General features: G+C 38.5%; 12 protein-coding genes. 4 read left to right on the top strand and 8 right to left on the bottom strand.

The genetic code is table 11. The annotated features are described in order from the left end of the window. Window positions 1-113: 113 nt before the first annotated feature. The 3 genes from pckA to I6U50_RS12840 are packed head-to-tail and all read right to left on the bottom strand — an operon-like array spanning window position 114 to window position 4,396. Window positions 114-1,748, bottom strand: a complete 1,635-nt coding sequence (gene pckA / locus I6U50_RS12850) for a phosphoenolpyruvate carboxykinase (ATP) (RefSeq protein WP_198639131.1) — start codon at window positions 1,746-1,748, stop codon at window positions 114-116. 18 nt (window positions 1,749-1,766) lie between these two features. Continuing rightward, window positions 1,767-3,596: an SLC13 family permease gene (locus I6U50_RS12845; RefSeq protein ID WP_198639130.1), complete on the bottom strand. Its 1,830-nt coding sequence runs from the start codon at window positions 3,594-3,596 to the stop codon at window positions 1,767-1,769. An 11-nt stretch (window positions 3,597-3,607) separates the two neighbouring features. After that, on the bottom strand, window positions 3,608-4,396 hold the full coding sequence (locus I6U50_RS12840; protein ID WP_193712153.1) for a universal stress protein: 789 nt from the start codon (window positions 4,394-4,396) through the stop codon (window positions 3,608-3,610). A 359-nt stretch (window positions 4,397-4,755) separates the two neighbouring features. Between I6U50_RS12840 and I6U50_RS12835 the strand changes: the two genes are divergently transcribed. The 4 genes from I6U50_RS12835 to I6U50_RS12820 all read left to right on the top strand — a co-directional run bounded on the left by I6U50_RS12835 (window position 4,756) and on the right by I6U50_RS12820 (window position 9,339). Beyond that, window positions 4,756-5,895 carry a porin gene (locus I6U50_RS12835; RefSeq protein ID WP_198639129.1) on the top strand — a complete coding sequence of 380 codons (1,140 nt, stop codon included), beginning with the start codon at window positions 4,756-4,758 and terminating at the stop codon, window positions 5,893-5,895. A 31-nt stretch (window positions 5,896-5,926) separates the two neighbouring features. Next, window positions 5,927-6,601 (top strand): succinate dehydrogenase cytochrome b subunit, encoded by a 675-nt coding sequence (locus I6U50_RS12830; RefSeq protein ID WP_198627866.1) that lies wholly within the window; start codon window positions 5,927-5,929, stop codon window positions 6,599-6,601. After that, complete coding sequence (locus I6U50_RS12825) at window positions 6,598-8,520, top strand: fumarate reductase/succinate dehydrogenase flavoprotein subunit (protein ID WP_198627865.1); 1,923 nt, start codon at window positions 6,598-6,600, stop codon at window positions 8,518-8,520. Before I6U50_RS12830 ends, I6U50_RS12825 begins: the two co-directional genes overlap by 4 nt. Before the next feature lie 69 nt (window positions 8,521-8,589). After that, window positions 8,590-9,339: a succinate dehydrogenase/fumarate reductase iron-sulfur subunit gene (locus I6U50_RS12820; RefSeq protein ID WP_198627864.1), complete on the top strand. Its 750-nt coding sequence runs from the start codon at window positions 8,590-8,592 to the stop codon at window positions 9,337-9,339. A 13-nt stretch (window positions 9,340-9,352) separates the two neighbouring features. On the opposite strand, the gene I6U50_RS12815 is transcribed toward I6U50_RS12820, so the two are convergent. The 5 genes from I6U50_RS12815 to I6U50_RS12795 all read right to left on the bottom strand — a co-directional run bounded on the left by I6U50_RS12815 (window position 9,353) and on the right by I6U50_RS12795 (window position 19,038). Beyond that, window positions 9,353-12,034 carry a phosphoenolpyruvate carboxylase gene (locus I6U50_RS12815; RefSeq protein WP_198627863.1) on the bottom strand — a complete coding sequence of 894 codons (2,682 nt, stop codon included), beginning with the start codon at window positions 12,032-12,034 and terminating at the stop codon, window positions 9,353-9,355. A gap of 154 nt (window positions 12,035-12,188) precedes the next feature. Further along, window positions 12,189-13,022 (bottom strand): endonuclease/exonuclease/phosphatase family protein, encoded by an 834-nt coding sequence (locus tag I6U50_RS12810; RefSeq protein ID WP_198627862.1) that lies wholly within the window; start codon window positions 13,020-13,022, stop codon window positions 12,189-12,191. Between the two features lie 129 nt (window positions 13,023-13,151). Beyond that, window positions 13,152-14,021, bottom strand: coding sequence for an endonuclease/exonuclease/phosphatase family protein (locus tag I6U50_RS12805; RefSeq protein ID WP_198627861.1), 870 nt, complete (start codon window positions 14,019-14,021; stop codon window positions 13,152-13,154). Continuing rightward, window positions 14,021-15,757 carry a RagB/SusD family nutrient uptake outer membrane protein gene (locus tag I6U50_RS12800; protein WP_198627860.1) on the bottom strand — a complete coding sequence of 579 codons (1,737 nt, stop codon included), beginning with the start codon at window positions 15,755-15,757 and terminating at the stop codon, window positions 14,021-14,023. Before I6U50_RS12800 ends, I6U50_RS12805 begins: the two co-directional genes overlap by 1 nt. An 11-nt stretch (window positions 15,758-15,768) precedes the next feature. Next, a complete protein-coding gene (locus I6U50_RS12795; protein ID WP_198627859.1) occupies window positions 15,769-19,038 on the bottom strand; it encodes a SusC/RagA family TonB-linked outer membrane protein in 3,270 nt (1,089 codons plus the stop codon). Between the last annotated feature and the right edge of the window lie 295 nt (window positions 19,039-19,333).

Below are 19,333 nucleotides of genomic sequence, written 5' to 3'. Positions count from 1 at the left end.
TTACTAAGAAGATTTTGTTTTGACCTTAATGGGTCATAAAGAAAAAGCTTTGAACATCCATTAACAGGTTGTTCAAAGCTTTTAAAAATCACTACTCAATTTTTCTATTGTTCTTAAAAGTGCTCTTCTAAATGGTGATGTTCATCAATAAGAGGTCCTCCCGAAAGAATTTGTTTGGAAGCCTGCCCGGCAAATTTTTCAAAATTCAAATGAAATGAATGTGCCAACTGAATTGCCTTTTGAATATAAGAACCTTTGTTTTCCCAGGTGTTTATAGGATCAAGTTTTTCTGTTGGCACTCCAGGACAGGAGACAGGCATATGAAGTCCAAAAATTGGATGAACCTTAAGCTCTATGTTATCTAGTTGACCTTCCAGAATTGCTGAAATCATAGCTCGGGTATATTTTAGCTTAATTCTAGAGCCAACACCATAAGAACCCCCGCTCCAGCCTGTATTTATAAGCCAAACATTTACATTTGCTTCTGTCATTTTTTTGCTTAACATTTCGCCATAAACCGTTGGGTGCAATGGCATAAATGGTTCGCCAAAACAAGCAGAGAACGACGGAACCGGTTCGTTGATACCAGCCTCTGTGCCGGCAACCTTGGCAGTATACCCAGAGATAAAATGATACGCTGCCTGCCCGGGCGTAAGTTTAGAAACCGGAGGAAGTACACCAAAAGCATCACAGGTTAAAAAGAAAATATTGGTAGGGTTCCCGGCAAAAGAAGGTTCCTTTATGTTTTCAATATGATCTATAGGGTAACTTACCCGGGTATTCTGGGTGATACTGCTGTCTTCAAAATCTACCTCTTTACTATTACTTTTAAATACTATGTTTTCCAGCATGGCACCGGGTTTAATAGCACGATAGATTTCCGGTTCTTTTTCTTCGGTAAGATCTATAATCTTAGCATAACATCCACCTTCAAAATTAAAAATGATGTCTTTAGCCGTCCAGCCATGTTCATCGTCTCCAATGAGCTTTCTATTGGGATCTGCAGATAAGGTAGTTTTACCGGTGCCCGAAAGCCCAAAGAAAATAGCGGTATCTTCATCTTTCCCTACATTGGCCGAGCAATGCATAGGCAATACATCTTTTTCTACCGGCAAAATAAGGTTAAGCGCAGAAAATATGCCTTTTTTCATCTCTCCGGTATAAGCCGAACCTGCTATTAAAGCAATTTTCTTACTGAAATTAAGTATGCTGAAATTTCCCTGTCTTAATCCGTACTTTTCGGGCTCCTGCTCTACATAGCCGGGAGCACAAACCACCAACCAATCTTCAGTAAAATTTTGGAGCTCTTCTTCATTAAGCCTAAGGAACATATTCTTTACAAAGAAAGCAGACCACGGATATTCGGTGATAGTACGAACATTTAAGCGATATTCTCGATATGCTCCAACAGCCGCGTCATGAACATAGATTTCTTTGCCTTCAAGATAAGAAGTAACCCTATTATAAAGCGCATCAAAATTAGCTGGGGAAATAGGCTTATTTATTTTCCCCCACCAAACTTTTTCGCTGGTATAATCATCTTTTACCAAAAATCGATCTTGCGGAGATCGGCCAGTAAATTTCCCAGTTCTAACGACTAAAGTGCCGTTTTCTGTTTCTTGTCCCCAATTGTTTTTAACGGTGATCTCCTGTAACTCTTCTCCAGAAAGATTGTGGTGAGCTACAGTGTCTTTTAAGCCGTATTTTACTAAAAGGCTGGCATCGAAATTTTTAACTTTTGTTTCCATAATTTTAGATTTAATCAGTTAATAAGGCCATATAATTGGCACCAGGATAATTGTAATAATGAAAAGCAATAAAAGAAGTGGAGCACCCACTTTAAAATAATCTGCAAACCTGTAATTTCCTGCAGTCATTACCATGGCATTGGTTGGGGTAGCCACGGGTGTTAAACAAGCTGTAGAGGCACTTACCGCCACAACCATTAAAAAAGGTTCTACAGACAATCCCAACTTACTGGACGCATATAGAGTAATTGGAGCCATAAGTATAGCGGTTGCTGAATTACTAATAGCCTGACTAAAAAGGGAAGTCACCAAAAATATACCTGCAAGAAGCGCTGTAGGATGTATTGCTCCCAGCGAGTTTACCAATGCATTGGCTGCTATTTGGGCCAGGCCGGTTTTTTGTAAAGCCAACCCCATAGGAATCATCGCGGCTATCATCACTACACTGGTCCAACTTATGCCGGTATATGCCTTTGATATAGGAACACAACCGGTAAGCATAACAAGTCCGGCGCAAATTAAAGCAGCTACAGACCCCGGCATTACGTCAAAAACCAACAGTAATATAAGGAGAAGCATAGATCCCATAGCAATATAAGATCTATAACTAAGCATATCTACATCTTTACTCATAGCTTCGGGACTACCCACTATAACAAGATTCTCATGAATACTCTTTAAATTATCTATATTCTTCCAGGAACCACGTACAACAAAGCTATCACCTGCTTCAATCTTGATTTTATTCTCTTTATAAGGTTTATTGGCACGGGAAACCCCCAATAATTGGATACCTGTTTGTTTTAAATAAGTCCCCATGGCCACAGTTTGCCCTACCAGTCTTGAACTTGGAGTGACCACCATTTGTGCCATTCCAACATCAAGGTTTATCAATTCTTCTTTAAGTTCTTTAGCATTAGGAATAATGTTAAGATGAAAATCAAGAATTAGCTTATCTACATCTTTAGAACTACCTTTTACTACAATAATATCATGATAATGTAATTTAGTACCCTGTGAAGGTAATTCCACGAATTTCGATTTTCTTTTAAAAGGTTTGGGATGCCTGCGTATAAGCCTAACAATAGAAACACCGTACTTTTCTTCCAGATCCCAATCAGAGATTTTGGTATTAAGAAGTGGAGACATAGATCTAATTCTTAATCGATAAAGATTCTCTCCTATACTATAATCCTCAATCCATTTATGCATTTCAGAATCAATATTTATAGGTCGGTCCTTACTTTCTCTTGCCGGTAGAATTTTTTGACCTAAATACCTAAAATATAAAAGGGTAGCTATAAGTAAAGGAATTCCAATAAGACTAAATTCAAAGAAAGAGAAGCCGTCCATCCCATTTTGTATAAGCGTATCGCTAACAATAATGTTAGGAGGTGTTCCTGTTAAAGTAAGAAGTCCGCCGGTGTTAGATCCATAAGCCATAGGTATAAGGAGTTTAGACGGCAGGGTCCCCGCGGTCCAGGCCGCAGAGACCGTCATTGGCATAAGTGCTGCCACAGCTCCGGTATTGCTAACTACCCCTGAGAGCACCCCAGAGCCTAATGTAATAAGTATAAGCAGCTTATTGTTGCTTTTCTTGGCTAGCTGTACAAATTTTCTCCCGGCCAGGGCAGTCCACCCTGTTCTTGAAAGTCCTTCACCAATAATAAACAAAGCGGCAATCATAATTACCGTAGGGTTACTAAATCCGCTAAGTGTCTCAGAAAGATCTAAAATTCCGAAAAGAAAAAGAGCTAGCATAGACATTAAAGCAACAACATCTGGGGGATATTTATCCCAGACAAAAAGAATTATAGTAATTATAAGAATAGCTAAAAGTAGGTACATCTTCTATAATTTTAATCCAGCACTAATACTGGAATTTCACTTTTTAAAATCACTTCCATAGTTAATTTTCCTTTTGAGGGAGTACTGATTTTCGCATGGGTTTTAGGCATAATAGAAAGCAAATCAACCTCATGCTTTTTAATATAATCATCAATTCCCTGTAAAATATCTTCATTTTCAGCAAAGCTGTGGTGCGAATAAAACATCTCGAGATAATACTGCAAGGTGCGCTCGTTTGCCTCGTCTGCTTCAGAATATCCGGCGTTTTCCGGGTTACGACTTACCGTAAGCACATCTACCTCTGCTTTAAACCTACTGGAGACATCAAGCAATAAATTTAAGGTAGAAGTATCGTGCATCACATCTTCTCCCAATGCCAACAAGATCTTTTCCAGTCTAAAAAGCTTATAATTTACAGGAATCACCAGAACCGGCAGGTCTACTTCCAGTACTAACTTTGAAGTTCTGGTAACCGGAGATTCTGCTTCTTTTTCAGCGCCACTTGTTCCCATAAGTACAAGGTCTATATCCAAAGACGAATGAGCATCTATTATAGCGTCTGAAAAATTTCCAACACCAAAATTATAGTTAATAACAGGAGCGTTGGGCTTCTCATGTTTTTGCAGCAAGGCTTCAAACTTATTCTTTAGCTCATTTTCTTTATCCTTCTCCAATTTAGTTTTAGAAATGTACAGTAGGCTAATAGATGCTTTCTCGCATCTGGCAGCAAATTTTACGGCATAATCCAGTGCATTCATAGAAACATCAGAAAAGTCGAATGGAATTAATAAATTTTTCATGATTGTTGTTTTTGAACGTTTATAAAAGCATTGACTACTTTCCTTACAATTGGTATCTAAAATTGGTTCCAGAAAGTAATTAAAGGTACTTTTACTCTTATCCTAAAAATATGAGAATGGTCATATTATACCTTGTTACGCAAACTAAAAAACAAGCTGTCAGCCCTTGCTATTAGCGAAAACGATATAGTTGAGAGGTGTTTAAAAAGCTCCCCTTAAAATGAAAAATTATTTCTATTAAAATAGATTGAACTTTCAATACAAAATGTTCCCAGAACTGATAATGATCAACTTTTGGGGCCTTCGCAATCTATATCTTTATAAAAATTTTCCAGTTCTACTAACCTAAGTTTACTACTATGAAAAGCTGTTCAAAACACAGTCTTCCCATATTTTATATCTTCTTCGCATTGCTTCTGGGTAATTTGAACGGATTTGCTCAAAATGACAGCCTTATTAACGACTATTCTTATTTTCAGAGAAAACTTAAATTAAATGCCCTGGTTGTAGGCAGGTATACTACTTCACTTAACCAGGATGTAGATTTTATGGGGCAACACCATACCGATAAGGATTTGGTGAGCAATTCTTTTGAAATGCAATACGCAAGATTATCTACCACTTTTTTTATAAATGATAGAATCTCAACTTCAATTCTGTTGAATTTAGCCGATTTTAAAAAAGAAAATGTAAAAGGGAAAGTGTTGGAAAATGCCTTTGTAACCTACTATCATAATTCTTTTCTAAAAATAAGGGCCGGACAGTTCAGACCCTTTTTTGGTCTGGAAGATTTGCATCCTTTTCAACTTGATAATTCGTATGCATGGTCCCGGCAGTATTCACTTTTTGGCAGAAACGGTTGGCAAAGCTTTCAAATTGGAGCTGCTGCTTTTGGATCCCTAAAATCAAATATTTTCTCTTATTATCTTACAATTTACAACGGTAATAACAAAAATGTGATGGGCGATAACGACAGCTCAAAGAACCTGACTTTGCGCCTTGAATATAGACCCACTCCCGTACTTCAATTTGGTTTAAATGGTGGCAAAGCCAATTATAAGGGGCAAAAAGCCACTGCCTATGGTATTGACGCACAGCTACAGCAACCATTGGGAAATAGATTAGATCTTGCCATTAACACGGAATTTAAAAAAGGGACAAATTTTGAGGCTTTCCGAATGGCAGAAGAACCTACTCCACAACTTAACGATTATATGATGGAAGGCTTTTATTTTCTTTATAAATTGAGGTACCAACTTAATGCCCCGCGTTTGCGAGCCCTGGAGTTAAGTTGCAGGCATGAGTATTTAGACAAAAATACATTTACTAAAGACGATGAAGTTGTAACCTACACACCTATGCTAAGCCTGGTATTTGCCGGAACTTATGACGCCAAATTATCTCTTGTAGGGCATATTAACGAGTATAAATTAAATATTCCCAATACCACACAATACGACTCCAGTAAAATGTTAATCCAATTTCAGGTTGCTTATTAAGACAATTTGTAATCAATAAAGCCTTTAACTTATGATATGGTTTATTAAAAATTCAGTTACACGGAAAAACCTAATGGCCTTAACCGGTCTTTTTCTGTCGTTCTTTTTAATTGTTCACCTTGCCGGGAACCTACAGCTACTGCTACCCGAAGCACAGGCCAGACTACAATACAATTCTTATAGCCAGTTTCTGGGCGGGAACCCTATTGTGCTAATCATTTCCTTTGTTCTTTATGCCTGTATCATTCTTCATACTATAGATGCCATATATTTAGGTATAAAGCGAAAAAAGGCTAATGGAGTTTCCTACTCAAAAGATATGAGAGGAAGGGCAAGTACCTGGTATTCCAGGCATATGATGGCTTTGGGAATAATTGTCTTTGTTTTTCTAATTATTCATTTTAAAGATTACTGGTATATCTATAAGTTTGGGTCGCTACCCTTAGATGAGAATGGAAATAAAGATCTCTATACCCTGGTAATAGTATCTTTTGAACAATTATGGTATGTAATTATTTACATAATAGCTATAGTTGCCCTGGGCTACCACCTACTTCATGGGGTCTTTAGTGCGCACCGAACCATAGGCTTATATCATCCCGTTTATAACTCAATCATCAAGGTATTGGGGGTTATCTTCGCCCTTGTTATTAGCATAGGCTATATTATTATTCCAATCTTCATTTATATAAATCACCAGGTATGAACACAATAACAAACACCAAAGTACCGAAAGGACCTCTAGCTGAAAAATGGAGCAATTACAAGGCGTCAGCAAAATTAGTGAGCCCCAATAACCGAAAAAAGTTTGAGGTAATAGTGGTTGGCACCGGCTTGGCAGGGGCATCTGCCGCCGCTTCCCTTGCAGAAATGGGATATAATGTAAAAAGTTTTTGTTTTCAGGATTCCGCGAGAAGGGCACATTCTGTAGCTGCACAGGGAGGAGTAAATGCGGCAAAGAATTACAAGAATGACGGTGATAACATATACCGAATGTTCTACGATACTATAAAAGGAGGGGATTTTAGATCCCGGGAAGCCAATACATATAGGCTGGCCGAATGTTCTGTAAATCTTATAGACCAGGCGGTGGCCCAGGGCGTTCCTTTTGGAAGGGAATATGGCGGATATTTAAGGAACCGATCTTTTGGTGGGGTACAGGTTTCCCGAACTTTTTATGCCCGCGGACAAACCGGGCAGCAATTACTACTTGGATCTTACCAGGCATTACTAAGGCAACAAAATAAAGGAAAAGTAAAGCTCTATAGCCGTCATGAAATGCTAGACCTGGTTTTAATAGATGGCAAGGCTCGTGGAATTATTGCCCGTAACCTGGACACCGGAGAAATTGAACGACATGCTGCACATACCGTAGTACTTGCTACCGGAGGCTTTGGTAAGATCTATTATCTTTCTACACTGGCCATGGGCTGCAATGCTTCGGCTATATGGCGGGCGCATAAAAAAGGAGCCTATATGGCAAATCCCAGTTGGACTCAAATTCACCCTACCTGCCTGCCCCAAAGCGGTGAATATCAATCAAAATTAACTTTAATGAGCGAATCTCTTCGAAACGATGGAAGGATATGGGTTCCCAGGGCAAAAAACGATACACGAGCTCCCGGAGAAATTCCTGAAGAAGAAAGAGATTACTACCTGGAGCGAAAATACCCGTCTTTTGGTAACCTTGCCCCCAGAGATATTGCATCCAGGGCTGCCAAAGAACAAATAGATTTGGGAAAAGGAATAGGGCCTTTAAAGAATGCCGTCTACCTCGATTTTTCCAAAGCTCTTAATGAATACGGCAAAGATGTTATTGCTGAACGCTACGGAAACCTGTTCACTATGTACCAAAAGATTACAGGAACCGATGCATACCGGGAACCGATGAAAATTTCACCGGCAGCCCATTTCTCTATGGGTGGTCTTTGGGTAGATTATGAACTTATGACTTCCATTCCCGGGCTTTTTGCTATAGGTGAAGCAAATTTTTCAGACCACGGTGCAAACAGGTTGGGTGCTAACTCTTTATTACAAGCCTGTGTTGATGGATACTTTGTGTTGCCATATACACTGCAAAACTACCTGGCAAATGAGACAGAGGTTCCAAAACCTGAAACAGATCATCCGGCCTTTACAGAAGCCGAAAAAAATATACACAAACAAATGCAAAATTTTTTAAACTGTAAAGGAAAACGAACAGCAGAAGACTTTCATAAAATTTTGGGCCGGGAATTATATGATAAATGCGGCCTGCTTCGTACAAAAAAAGGCCTGGAAGAAGCAATTCAAAATATACGTAGAATAAGAAATGAATTTAAAGAAGACCTTATGGTTCCCGGCAATGCCAATGAGGTTAATAGCGAGCTGGAAAAGGCCGGTAGAGTTGCAGATTATATGGAGCTGGCAGAACTTATGTGTATAGATGCCCTGCAACGAGAAGAATCTTGTGGTGCCCACTTTAGAGCAGAACATCAAACAGAAGAAGGAGAAGCAAAAAGAGACGATGAAAAATTTTGTTATTCTGCAGCCTGGGAATGGACCGGAAATATTTCTGCTCCAAATCTAAAAAAAGAGCCCCTGGTCTTTTCAACAGTAACCCCAACCATAAGAAGTTATAAATAGTTATTTACTTCTTTAGCCGGTTTTTAGCAGAAAGAAAGTTTAAAAAAATAATAAATTAAAATTATCGGGATGAAGATCATTTTAAAAGTTTGGCGACAAAAAAACCAACAGGATAAAGGTAGGTTTTGCGAATATATTTTAGAAAATGTGAACAGGGATATGTCTTTCCTGGAAATGCTGGACATGCTCAATAACCAGCTGGTAAAAGAAGGGAATCCTGCAGTAGAGTTTGATCATGATTGCCGGGAAGGCATTTGTGGACAATGCGGAATAATGATAAATGGAATAGCCCATGGCCCTCTTAAAAACACAACTACATGCCAATTGCATATGCGCGAATTTAAAGACGGCGATACTATTTATGTAGAACCCTTTAAAGCAAATGCTTTTCCGGTGGTGCGCGACCTAAAAGTAGATCGTTCTTCTTTAGACAATATTATCGCATCTGGAGGATATGTTTCTGTAGATACTGGCCAGGCTCCCGAAGCCAATAGTATTCCTATTACCCATCAGGAAGCAGAAGATGCTTTTGACGCAGCCGCCTGTATTGGTTGTGGGGCTTGTGTAGCAAGTTGTAAAAATTCCAGTGCAGCCCTGTTTACCGGGGCCAAGATCACGCATTTGGCACGTTTACCACAAGGTGAAAAAGAAAGCGCTACCAGAACACTTACCATGGTAGATAAGATGGAAGAGGAAGGCTTTGGACACTGCAGCAATACTGAAGCCTGCCAGGTGGAATGCCCGGAAAATATTTCTGTGCTCAACATTGCAAGGATGAACTACGAATATAACCGGGCAAAACTCCTGTTTAAAAAATAATTTTAAACGCTCATCAACCTGTATTTTTAAGTCCGCTAGCAAGGGCCGTGGTTATTTCCAGTAAAAGTGTTACTTGACTATCATTCTTAGGGTCCTTGCTGCACCTCCATTGTTCAAGGTTTTTAATTTGCAAATGGTGCAGTGCCATTAGGGCATCTTCTCTTCGGTTAAGGTTATCCAGTAAACTTTGGCGGCGATTTTCCCTGCTGTTGTTAAACATAGCCGCTATTTGCTCAAGGCTCTCAGAATGTTCGGTTTTAATTATTGATGTAAGTTCCTGTCTTACTTTATCATCATTCACCAAATTAGCATAAAGCTCCATAATACCTGGTGAGGCGTTTAGGAGGTTTGTTTCCACCTGAATAAGAATATAGCGTAGCAAAGGCCATTTGTCTGAAAATTCTTTAAGTTGAACATAGCTTTTATTATCCTCTTCTTTAAGTTTTCGCAAGGCGTATCCCATCCCAAACCAACCTGTGATATTGAACCTGGATTGGTTCCAGCTGAAAACCCACGGAATGGCGCGTAAATCTCCTAGAGTTCTTGTGCCAGTTCTACGTGCAGGGCGAGACCCTATTTTACTCATTTCCAATACATCTATAGGAGTTGCCTCTCCATAAAATTCCAGAAAAGAAGGGTGTTTTATTAAGCCCTGATATTTCTCCTTAGAATACTCAGCCAATTTTCGCAAAGCTGCTACAGGATAGGTGGCTGCACGCTGTGGAAAGCAAGTATAACCCGTTTGCAAAGCAGTACCCGATAGTAACATCTCTAAATTATAACTAGCTGTAAGTCGGTTGGCAAATTGCTGGGAAATAGTTTCTCCCTGTACTGTTAATTTTATTTCGCCACTAAGGCTTCCGGGTGGCATACTTTCAAGAAAACGATGATATTTACCTCCACCCCTGCTTATTGTACCTCCAATTCCGTGGAAGAATTTAAAGCGTAGCTTATTTTCTTTTGCGATTTTAGAAAGTGACTCCTCGGCCTGGTAAATATGCCATCTACTGGCAATAATTCCCCCGTCTTTATTACTGTCGCTATAGCCCAGCATCACTTCCTGTACGCTATCTTTAGCTTTTTTGTAGGCAGGATGTTTTAAAAAGCTATCCATAACTTTATCCGAAATCAACAAATCGTCTATAGTCTCAAATAAAGGTACTACCTGAAAAGTATTAGGGTTAAGACCGGCTTCTCTCATTAGCACATACACCAAAAGCAGGTCACTTAACCCGCGGGTCATACTTATTATAAAAGCGCCTATACCCTGGGCACCATATTTTTCAGAATGATTTCTTACAACACGATAACAATCCAGCACTTTGTCTGCCTCGACTCCAAAAGATTTACCGGCGATACCGAAAGGCCTGTTGGTTTTTAATTCTTCGGTTAAAAATTCAATTTTTCTATCCTCATCCCAGGTTCTATATTCGGGAAGTTCAGGGTAGGTAGCCTTTAAAATTTGCTCCATCGCCTTATCATGGAATTCGCTGTTTTGCCGTATATCTAAACGAGCCAAATGAAATCCAAAACATTCCAGTAATCGTTCAGTAGGGAAGATAAGGTCTTCCACGATTCTTTTGGCACCTATTTCGAGTAGCGAAGACTTTAGCACCCGTAAATCTTCCAAAAATTCTTCGGGACTATTGTAAACCTTTTGATTATGCGGGTTTTGATCCTGCATTGTGTTGCTTAATTGCAGCAGCATTAGTGCCAGAAACTGTCTCCAGGGCTCGTAGGGGTTTCTTTCTGCCGCTTCTTGTCCCACAGCCCCTAAAAGATGCAATTTATTATCTATAGCTTTATTTAAAACACTGGGAATAGGATTTCGTTTTTTTGAAAAACTTAGGTGGGCCACAAGCTCATTCAACTGGTTATAAATAAGCTCCAGGGCTGTTTTTCTTTGCTCTAACAGAGTATCTTCGGTAATAGCAGCAGTTACATAGGGATGGCCATCACGATCTCCCGCCACCCACGAGCCAAATTGCAAGCGGGGGTATACAAGCTTTTGGGGGTCAAACCCCATTTCTGTCCAACTTTGCTTAAGCTGAAGATCGGTTTTTTTAAGCGCTAATGGAAAAACTTTACTTAGGTAGTGTACCACGTTATTCCGTTCTTTTTCTACTGTGGGTTTTTCCAAATATACCTCCCCTGTTCTCCACCACCTTTCAAGCAGCGTCATGATATCGTTACCTATCAGCTTTCTTTCTGCCAATGAATAGGCAGTATTTTCCAATTTAATGAGCTTAAGGTAGATTTCGCGGTGTAATTCCAGGATAGAAATCCTTTTGGCCTCAGTAGGGTGGGCCGTTAGAACCGGCGTTACTTTTATCTTCCCCATAATTTCCTGCATCTGCTCCTTGGAAAGTCCCTGTGATTTCCATCTTTGAAAAGTCTCGCTCCAGGAACCCCTAATGGCTTGCATTCCATTATTATCTACAAGTTTTCTACGATATTGTACAGCTGCATTTTCTTCTACTAAATTCATAAGCTGTAAGTACATACTTAATACCTGAACCTGTTTTTTCTCCAGTTTTATATCATCGGGAAGTTTCTTTTTAGAGCCATTAGGCGAAAGTAAATTCGCAAGCTCTTCTTGCCCAAGTTCTTTTAGCACCTGCCGGAAACAATTGGTTAGGAATTCCATATCTCTCCAAACTTTATCAAAGGAGATCGCAGTAGTCTTTTGGCTCATTTTAGTCATATTTTAATTTAAAAATTAAATTAGCTAATTGAGCGATAATCCAAAAATTAATAAAGCGCTAAAATATGCTATGCTGATTCAAATCATATTTTTTGCACCGGTTTAAAGGCCCGGGTTGGTCATATACCCGGCGATTTAAAAAGTATTAAAAGTTAATTTTTAAGGTAGCCATTACCGGTAAATGGTCGGAAGCGTAGGTTTCATCAATTACTTTATGGTCCTTCATCAAAAAGCTCTGTTTTGGAGCATAAGTTATGAAATCTATTGCCCTTAAAGGATTATTAACCGGGATTGTAGGCTCGCAATTATTGCAGGTTCTTGTAAGTTCCTCATCCAATAAGTTTATTACTTTAGAGCCGGGAGAAGCATTAAAATCTCCTGCTATTATTAGGGGCAATTCTTCTTTTGAAGAAATTTCAGCTATTTCTTTAATTTGAAGAACGCGATTGGTATTTTCTTTTTGCGCATCAAGGTGTGTAGATCCAAATTTCAAAAACTTTCCATTTGGAAGCTTAACCTGGGCCAGTGCCAAAACCCTGGATTCTCCCCCGGTGCCAGGATTGGTTGGTAATTTATAAACTTTTTCTTCCTGTAAAGGATATTTAGAAAGTATGGCCACGCCATAAGATCCGCCTTCGAAATCTATAGCCTTTCCAAAGAAAAAATTCATTTTCAATTTTTTGGCGATTATTTCGGCCTGATTACCTGGGCCCGATCTTTCGGTATTCTCATCTATTTCCTGTAGTGCCACCAGGTCTGGATCTTGCTTTTTTATAGTATTTACAATTGCTTCAATATCAATACTATCTTTTTGCGACGGAGGATTGGCATGATGAATATTATAAGACATTACGCGAAGATCGCTCTGTTTTTTGCTTTTAGTGGTCATAGAATTCATTGTATACGATGGGAATATTACAAAGGAAGCCACTGCAAAAGCAGTAGCTCCCATTATCAATATCCAAATTTGATATTTCATAGATTTAAAAATTTACTTCGATAATCGAGATTTTGTATTTCAGGTTTGTCTCGAAATTCAAAAAATTTTTATGTAAGGCCTCCTTGGCTTACAGCGCAGTAATTTACTGTTAATCGTCTAATTTTCATATTAATTTTCTTTTGAAGAAACTTTCCATTCAAACTTTACTATAACAGGAAAATGGTCGGAAATAAAACGCTCTCCTCTTTGCCCATCCAATACATGGTATTTTACCGGAAACAAATCTTCTCCTTTATAAAATATGTAATCTATTCTATAACGATCTCCACTTGCTGTTATATCCCAACTATTAAATGTATAACCGGGAGTATATATTTGTTCCTTATCTAGATTAAGAAAACTATCTTCCAATTGCCGTTTTATTAAAGTTCTATAGGGTGCAGAATCTGGTGCAATATTAAAATCGCCCGAAAGTACTACGGGTTCATTCCCAGCAATCTCTTTAATTTTAGCCGCTATCAACTCAGCACTCTCCTTTCTTGCTATCGCCCCTTTATGATCAAAATGGGTATTAAAAAAGTAGAAGGTTTTGCCCTCTTTTTTGTCTTTAAATTTCGCCCAGGTAACTATACGAGGTAAAGCGGCATCCCATCCTTTTGAAGCGGTAACTTTTGGGGTTTCTGAAAGCCAAAATGTATTACTATCCAATACCTCAAACCGATCTTTGGCATAAAAAATAGGACTGTGCTCGCCTTTTTTTCCGCCATCCCTACCTTCTCCAATAAAGTGATAATTGGGAAGCAGTTTTTCCATATCCATTAATTGAGGGTAGGTTACTTCCTGTGCCCCTACAATGTCTATTTCAAAAAACCTGATACTTTTTGCAAGCCATTCTTTTCTATTTTCCCATTTGTTAACCCCGTCATCGGGGCTATTCCATCTTATATTATATGACGCAAGCATTAAGCTATTATCTGCTTTCTGTGCATTTCCCAGGATACTTATCAATAAGAAAGCTATACTTAAAATTTTCTTCATTACCAGCCAGGGTTTTGTTCAAGATTTGGATTTAATTGTAGTTCTAATCGTGGGATAGGGTATAAATAGTCTTTACTTTCATTAAAAGAGCGCTCATCAAAATCTGGGTGCGGCTCTATTAAACCATTATCATCTAAAAATATATCAGAACCAATTTCGTAATACTGCACTCCGGGCACCAAATTATCGGGGCGTTCGCCATTATATAATACCACATTTGTTTCTCCGTCCCCGGTTAAATCATACTCACCTGCACCCGGAAAATACATTCCGCGAATAGCCTGGGTTAAAGTTTCGCCGGCTTTCCATCGCACCACATCGTCCCATCTAAAATCTTCCATATAAAGTTCAATACGTCTTTCCCTTCTTATTTCCAGGATCACTCCTTTATTGCTGCCATTAACATTAGGGTATTGGTTGGCAAGAAAAACATCTGGATTATTATTTGCCATTTCAAGAGACAAATTAGGCATATTAACCCTGGCTTTTAAAAGGTTAAGGGAAGCATCCAGGTCTTCCTGGTTTAGCGTGTTTAATTCAGCCTTTGCTTCGGCATAATTCAAAACCACTTCTCCAAACCTAAATAATGGTAAATCGGTAATAGACTGCCCGTTCGTATCATAAACGGGCTCTGTAGCATATTTAGTGATTTGATAGCCGGTAACAGTAGCTCCCAGGTTTGGCGCTAACTCTATAGACTGGCCTTTTCTGGTATAGCCGGGAGTTCTTATAGTTTGTGACAACCTTGGGTCGCGATTATTTACTTCTTCTGTAAAAGCAATTTGATTATAATTTTCCAGATCGGTAAAACGAGATCCATCTTTATTCAAGTAACTATTTACCAGGTCTTTTGGCATTCCCGGTCTTCCATAAGAGGAAGTTGTTGTGTAATAGTTTACATTATGTCCAATATTCAATGCTTCTGAATACGATCTGGCAAGGATTACTTCAGCATCTATAGCCTCGTGAGCGTTAAACAAGTTTGCATAATCTTCTAATGGTTTTCCTGTACTATAAATACTATATGGGGAATTATTTATAAGTTCTTCTGAAGCTTTTATAGATGACTCTAAGTATTTCTCATATCCCGCAATATCCCGGTATTTCATATACGTACCCTCATAAAGACCCACTCTCGATTTCAATGCCAGGGCTGCATACTTAGTAACTTCATAGACTTGTTGATCTGCCTGCATATTTGCAATGGCCCAGTCCAGGTCTTCTAGAATTTTATCTACAATAAATTGACGGGAATCCCTGGGCTTTGTTAGGGTTTCCTCATCTGCCGGATCAATAGTTTTATCATACCATGGCACTTCTCCAAAGCGTTGTAATTTTTCGAAATAAAAATAGGCCCTAAAAAAACGAGCTACCCCTCCATAATGGCTTTTAGCTGCCTCGTCATCACTTCTTTCGTAGTTTTCAAGAAAAAAATTGATATCCCGTAAATAGGCCCAGTTCCAGCCTCCGCCAGATGTAGGAACAAATCGCGCCCCTCTCATCTCAGCACTAAGTTCTATTTCTATAATATTATCGGTTTTAGAATCACCATTGTAAATAGAAGTAGAAGGAAACATTCTATAGAACCCATTTGTGTACAATTGCAGGTCGCTTGCCGTAGCAAAGAAATTTTCTGTAGTCACCTCTGATATTGGTTCTTTATCCAGAAAGTCCTGGCTACATGAAAACAAGCTAAAACCAATAACTACAATTAATAATATATGTTTATAATGCATGTCTTTTATTTTTAAAATTGAAATGATACACCCAGGGAATAGGTTTTATTAAAAGGTACCGTTTGTGCAGTACTCCTGTTGGAAGACGTGGTGGGTTGGTTTAGATTAACTGAATTACTTGCTGCCTCTGGATCGATATAATCTGTTAAAGGAGAGAACGTAAGTATATTTTCTCCACTAAAGTAAATACGAAGTTTTGTAGCATCAGAATCTGAAATTAGTCCTTTAGGCAAAGTATAGCCCAGCGTAAGGTTCTTTAAGCGCAAATAAGCAACACTTTGAAGGTACCTATCATTCACTTTTTCTAAAGATCCTCCTAAAGCAATATACCCATAGTTTCTGGGGAAATAAGCATCTGTATTTTCAGGAGACCACATGTTATTGGCCAGGTCTTTCCTAATAAACGAGTTATAAGGCCTGTTGTAAGGCCCCCAAAAAAGACGCGAATCTGAATTTGGGTACCAGTCCTGCTTACCCACTCCCTGGAAAAATGCCGATAAATCAAAACCTTTCCAATTGGTACTAAGGTTAAAGCTGTACAAATATTGTGGAGCCGAATTACCTATAATTTCCTTATCACCAGGGTTATTTACGGTATTTTCACCTTCGTTAATAACGCCGTCCCCATTCAGGTCTAAATATTTAACATCACCAGGCTGTAAACCTCCGCCTGAGGTGATACGATTAGACACGAAGCTTTGATCTGCATGATTTGCTATTTCTTCTTCAGATTGAAATAGACCATCTAATCTATATCCCCAAAGTTCTCCAATTGTCATTCCTTCATAAAAATCAACCAGGCTTAAATTAGGGTTATCAAATTTGGTGATTTTTGTTTTTGAATTCGATAGGTTTCCGGTTATAGAAAAATCAAAATCGTCGTTAGCCAATTTAAAAGAATCTCCATAGGTTAAGGAAAGTTCAAAACCTTTTGTTCTCAAATCGGCTGCATTCTCTAATGGCGATCCTGCTCCTAAAACAGCCGGTAGTGTAGCTCCCGGTGCCAACATTCCTTTTGTATCTCGTTGAAACCAGTCAAAATTCATGGAAAGTCTATTATCCAGCAATGCCATATCAACCCCCATGTTTAAGGTATTTACCTCCTCCCAGGTAATCTGGCTAGGGTTTAATGCCGGAGACTCTATATAATTTAGTTTGTTCCCATTAATTGCATAATTATACAAACCGGTAGGAAGGGTAGGGAAATAAGCATAATCGCTTATATTTTGATTTCCTAATGATCCATAAGACGCCCTTATTTTAAAAAGGTCAAAAGTATCTTCTGCAAATCCATTAAAGAAATTCTCCTTATTGATTACCCAACCTGCTGAAACAGAAGGAAAGAAGCCCCATCGTTGTGCAGAAGGAAAACGGGAGGTTGCATCGTAGCGGCCATTAAATTCCAATAGATATTTATCATCATAATCATAGGAAAGTCTATAAAACAAGCCTTGCAAAGCCCATTCTGATGCACCACCATTTGCAGTTGGATTATTTGTAGCCAGCCCAAGGGAATTCAAATCATTAGAAATTAGATTTTGCTTTCCTGCCGAGATACTTTTTGTTAGAAAGGTTTCATGGTTGTACCCAACTACGGTTTTAAGGTTATGCTTATCAAAAGACCCCCTGTATTCTCCATACACGTTTAATGCATCATATTTGCTTTCGGTTCTATATTCATTTAAATAATCATAGCCCATTAAGTCTATTTGATTAGGATAGATGGAATAAGGAATCCTGGTGGAGCGCTGGTATCGAGAATAATTATTTCTTCTAATGGCATAACTGGCGTTAAACTTTAAAGAAGTAAAAGGTTTAATTTCAGCCGAAGCTATATTCGAAAAACCACTGTTATTAGTTAGCTCCTGGGAAGTTCCCTGTAGCAAAGAAGCGTAAATACCATCTCCTATGGTGTAATTATTAAGTTCTGTTCTCCATAAAGAACTTCCATCTGGGTTGGTTGGCATATAAGAAGGTAAAGCATGTACCCATATCATACTACCCCAAACATTTCGGTAGCCATATTGTGTTCCTCCATGTTCTAAATCTTCAGAACTGTTATACTGCATATTGTTAGAAAAGCTTAACCAATCTGTAGCTTCAATATCCAATTTACCCCTTAAATTATATTTTTGATATTCATCATCCTGCACCTTTAATATTCCGGTAGATTGAAAATTTCGGTAAGAGAAATATGCATTGATTTTTTCTGAACCTCCGGAAACAGAACCGGTATATATTTGAGAAGGGTATGTATCTCTAAAGAAAGTATCCCACCAATTGGTGCTGCCGTAATGCACATATTGGTCTCTTCCATTACGTTGGTCTATAATGACTCTTGCCAAAGAAGGATCCTGGGAAACTTCATATAAGGCCTCCATATCTGCTTCATTATAGCCTGTATAGGAAGCACCGCTATTATTTCTAAACGATTCGTCTACAATTGTTACCGCTTTATAGGGGTCTGTAACAAAGTCTGTATTCATTGTCGGGGAATTAACCGCCATAGTAGACCCAAGGTTAACAACTACATTCCCTTTTTTAGCATTCTTTGTAGTTACCAAAACAACACCAAAAGCCGCCCTTGCACCATATATGGCTGCAGCACCTGCATCTTTTAAAACACTTATAGATTCTACATCGTCTGGGTTAAGATTGCTTAAACTTCCTTCTACCCCATCTATAAGAATTAAAGGTGTACCTCCATTTATAGAAGTGAACCCACGAATATTAATACGAGGCTCAGCCCCAACTTTACCGGTAGATTGGGTAACGTTTAAACCCGGACTTAGCCCCTGTAAACTGGAGCTAACATCGGCTACAGGACGTTCAGCAATATTTTCTGTATTAACAGTACTTACCGCAGTTGATAAGTTTTCTTTACGGGTCTCACCATAACCAACTATAACCACTTCTTCAAGGGCATTTTGATCTGGTGCCAGCCTTACTGTAATTTTTGAAGTACCCTCTGGTTTTACTTCCCTGGTAGTATATCCCATAAAAGAAATTTCCAGAATAGGATCATTAGAAGTTGTATTGATGCTAAAATTTCCATCAAAATCTGTATTGGTCCCGTTAGAAGTTCCTTTTTCTATTACCGTTGCCCCAGGCAACGGAATACCTTGTTCATCTAAAACAGTTCCCTGAAAAGTTTGTTGAAAGTTATCGGTTCCTGGTAAGCTTCCCGACTTGTAATTGAAAGCAAGTGCCTCCGAAAAAATAAATAGAAGGCATAGTAAATATACCTCCTTTTTTAAAAAAAATTGTATTTTAGTAGTCATTAGATTTGGCTATAATTAATAATTGTAGTCTAAATTAAGCCCATTCTGCTGCAACAGAATGGGCTCCTTTTGGCTAATTCAAAAAGTGGATTTAATCTTATAAAATAATATTTTAGGTTAGTTTTTTTGCTTCTAAATAATTGGGCGTAAAACTATAGATTGCTTTCCCCAGAAAGATTTTTTTTAGTTTAAGTTTATATTAACTAAGCTTTAAATTAGCGGTGCAAAAAGAAGGAAATCGATTTTCCCAAACCCAAGGGAATTCTTATTTTTCGATATAACTATTACAGGAGTG

The sequence above is a fragment of the Salegentibacter maritimus genome, from assembly GCF_016236975.1.
Lineage (GTDB): Bacteria > Bacteroidota > Bacteroidia > Flavobacteriales > Flavobacteriaceae > Salegentibacter > Salegentibacter maritimus.
This window is presented reverse-complemented; position numbering and strand designations above follow the sequence as displayed.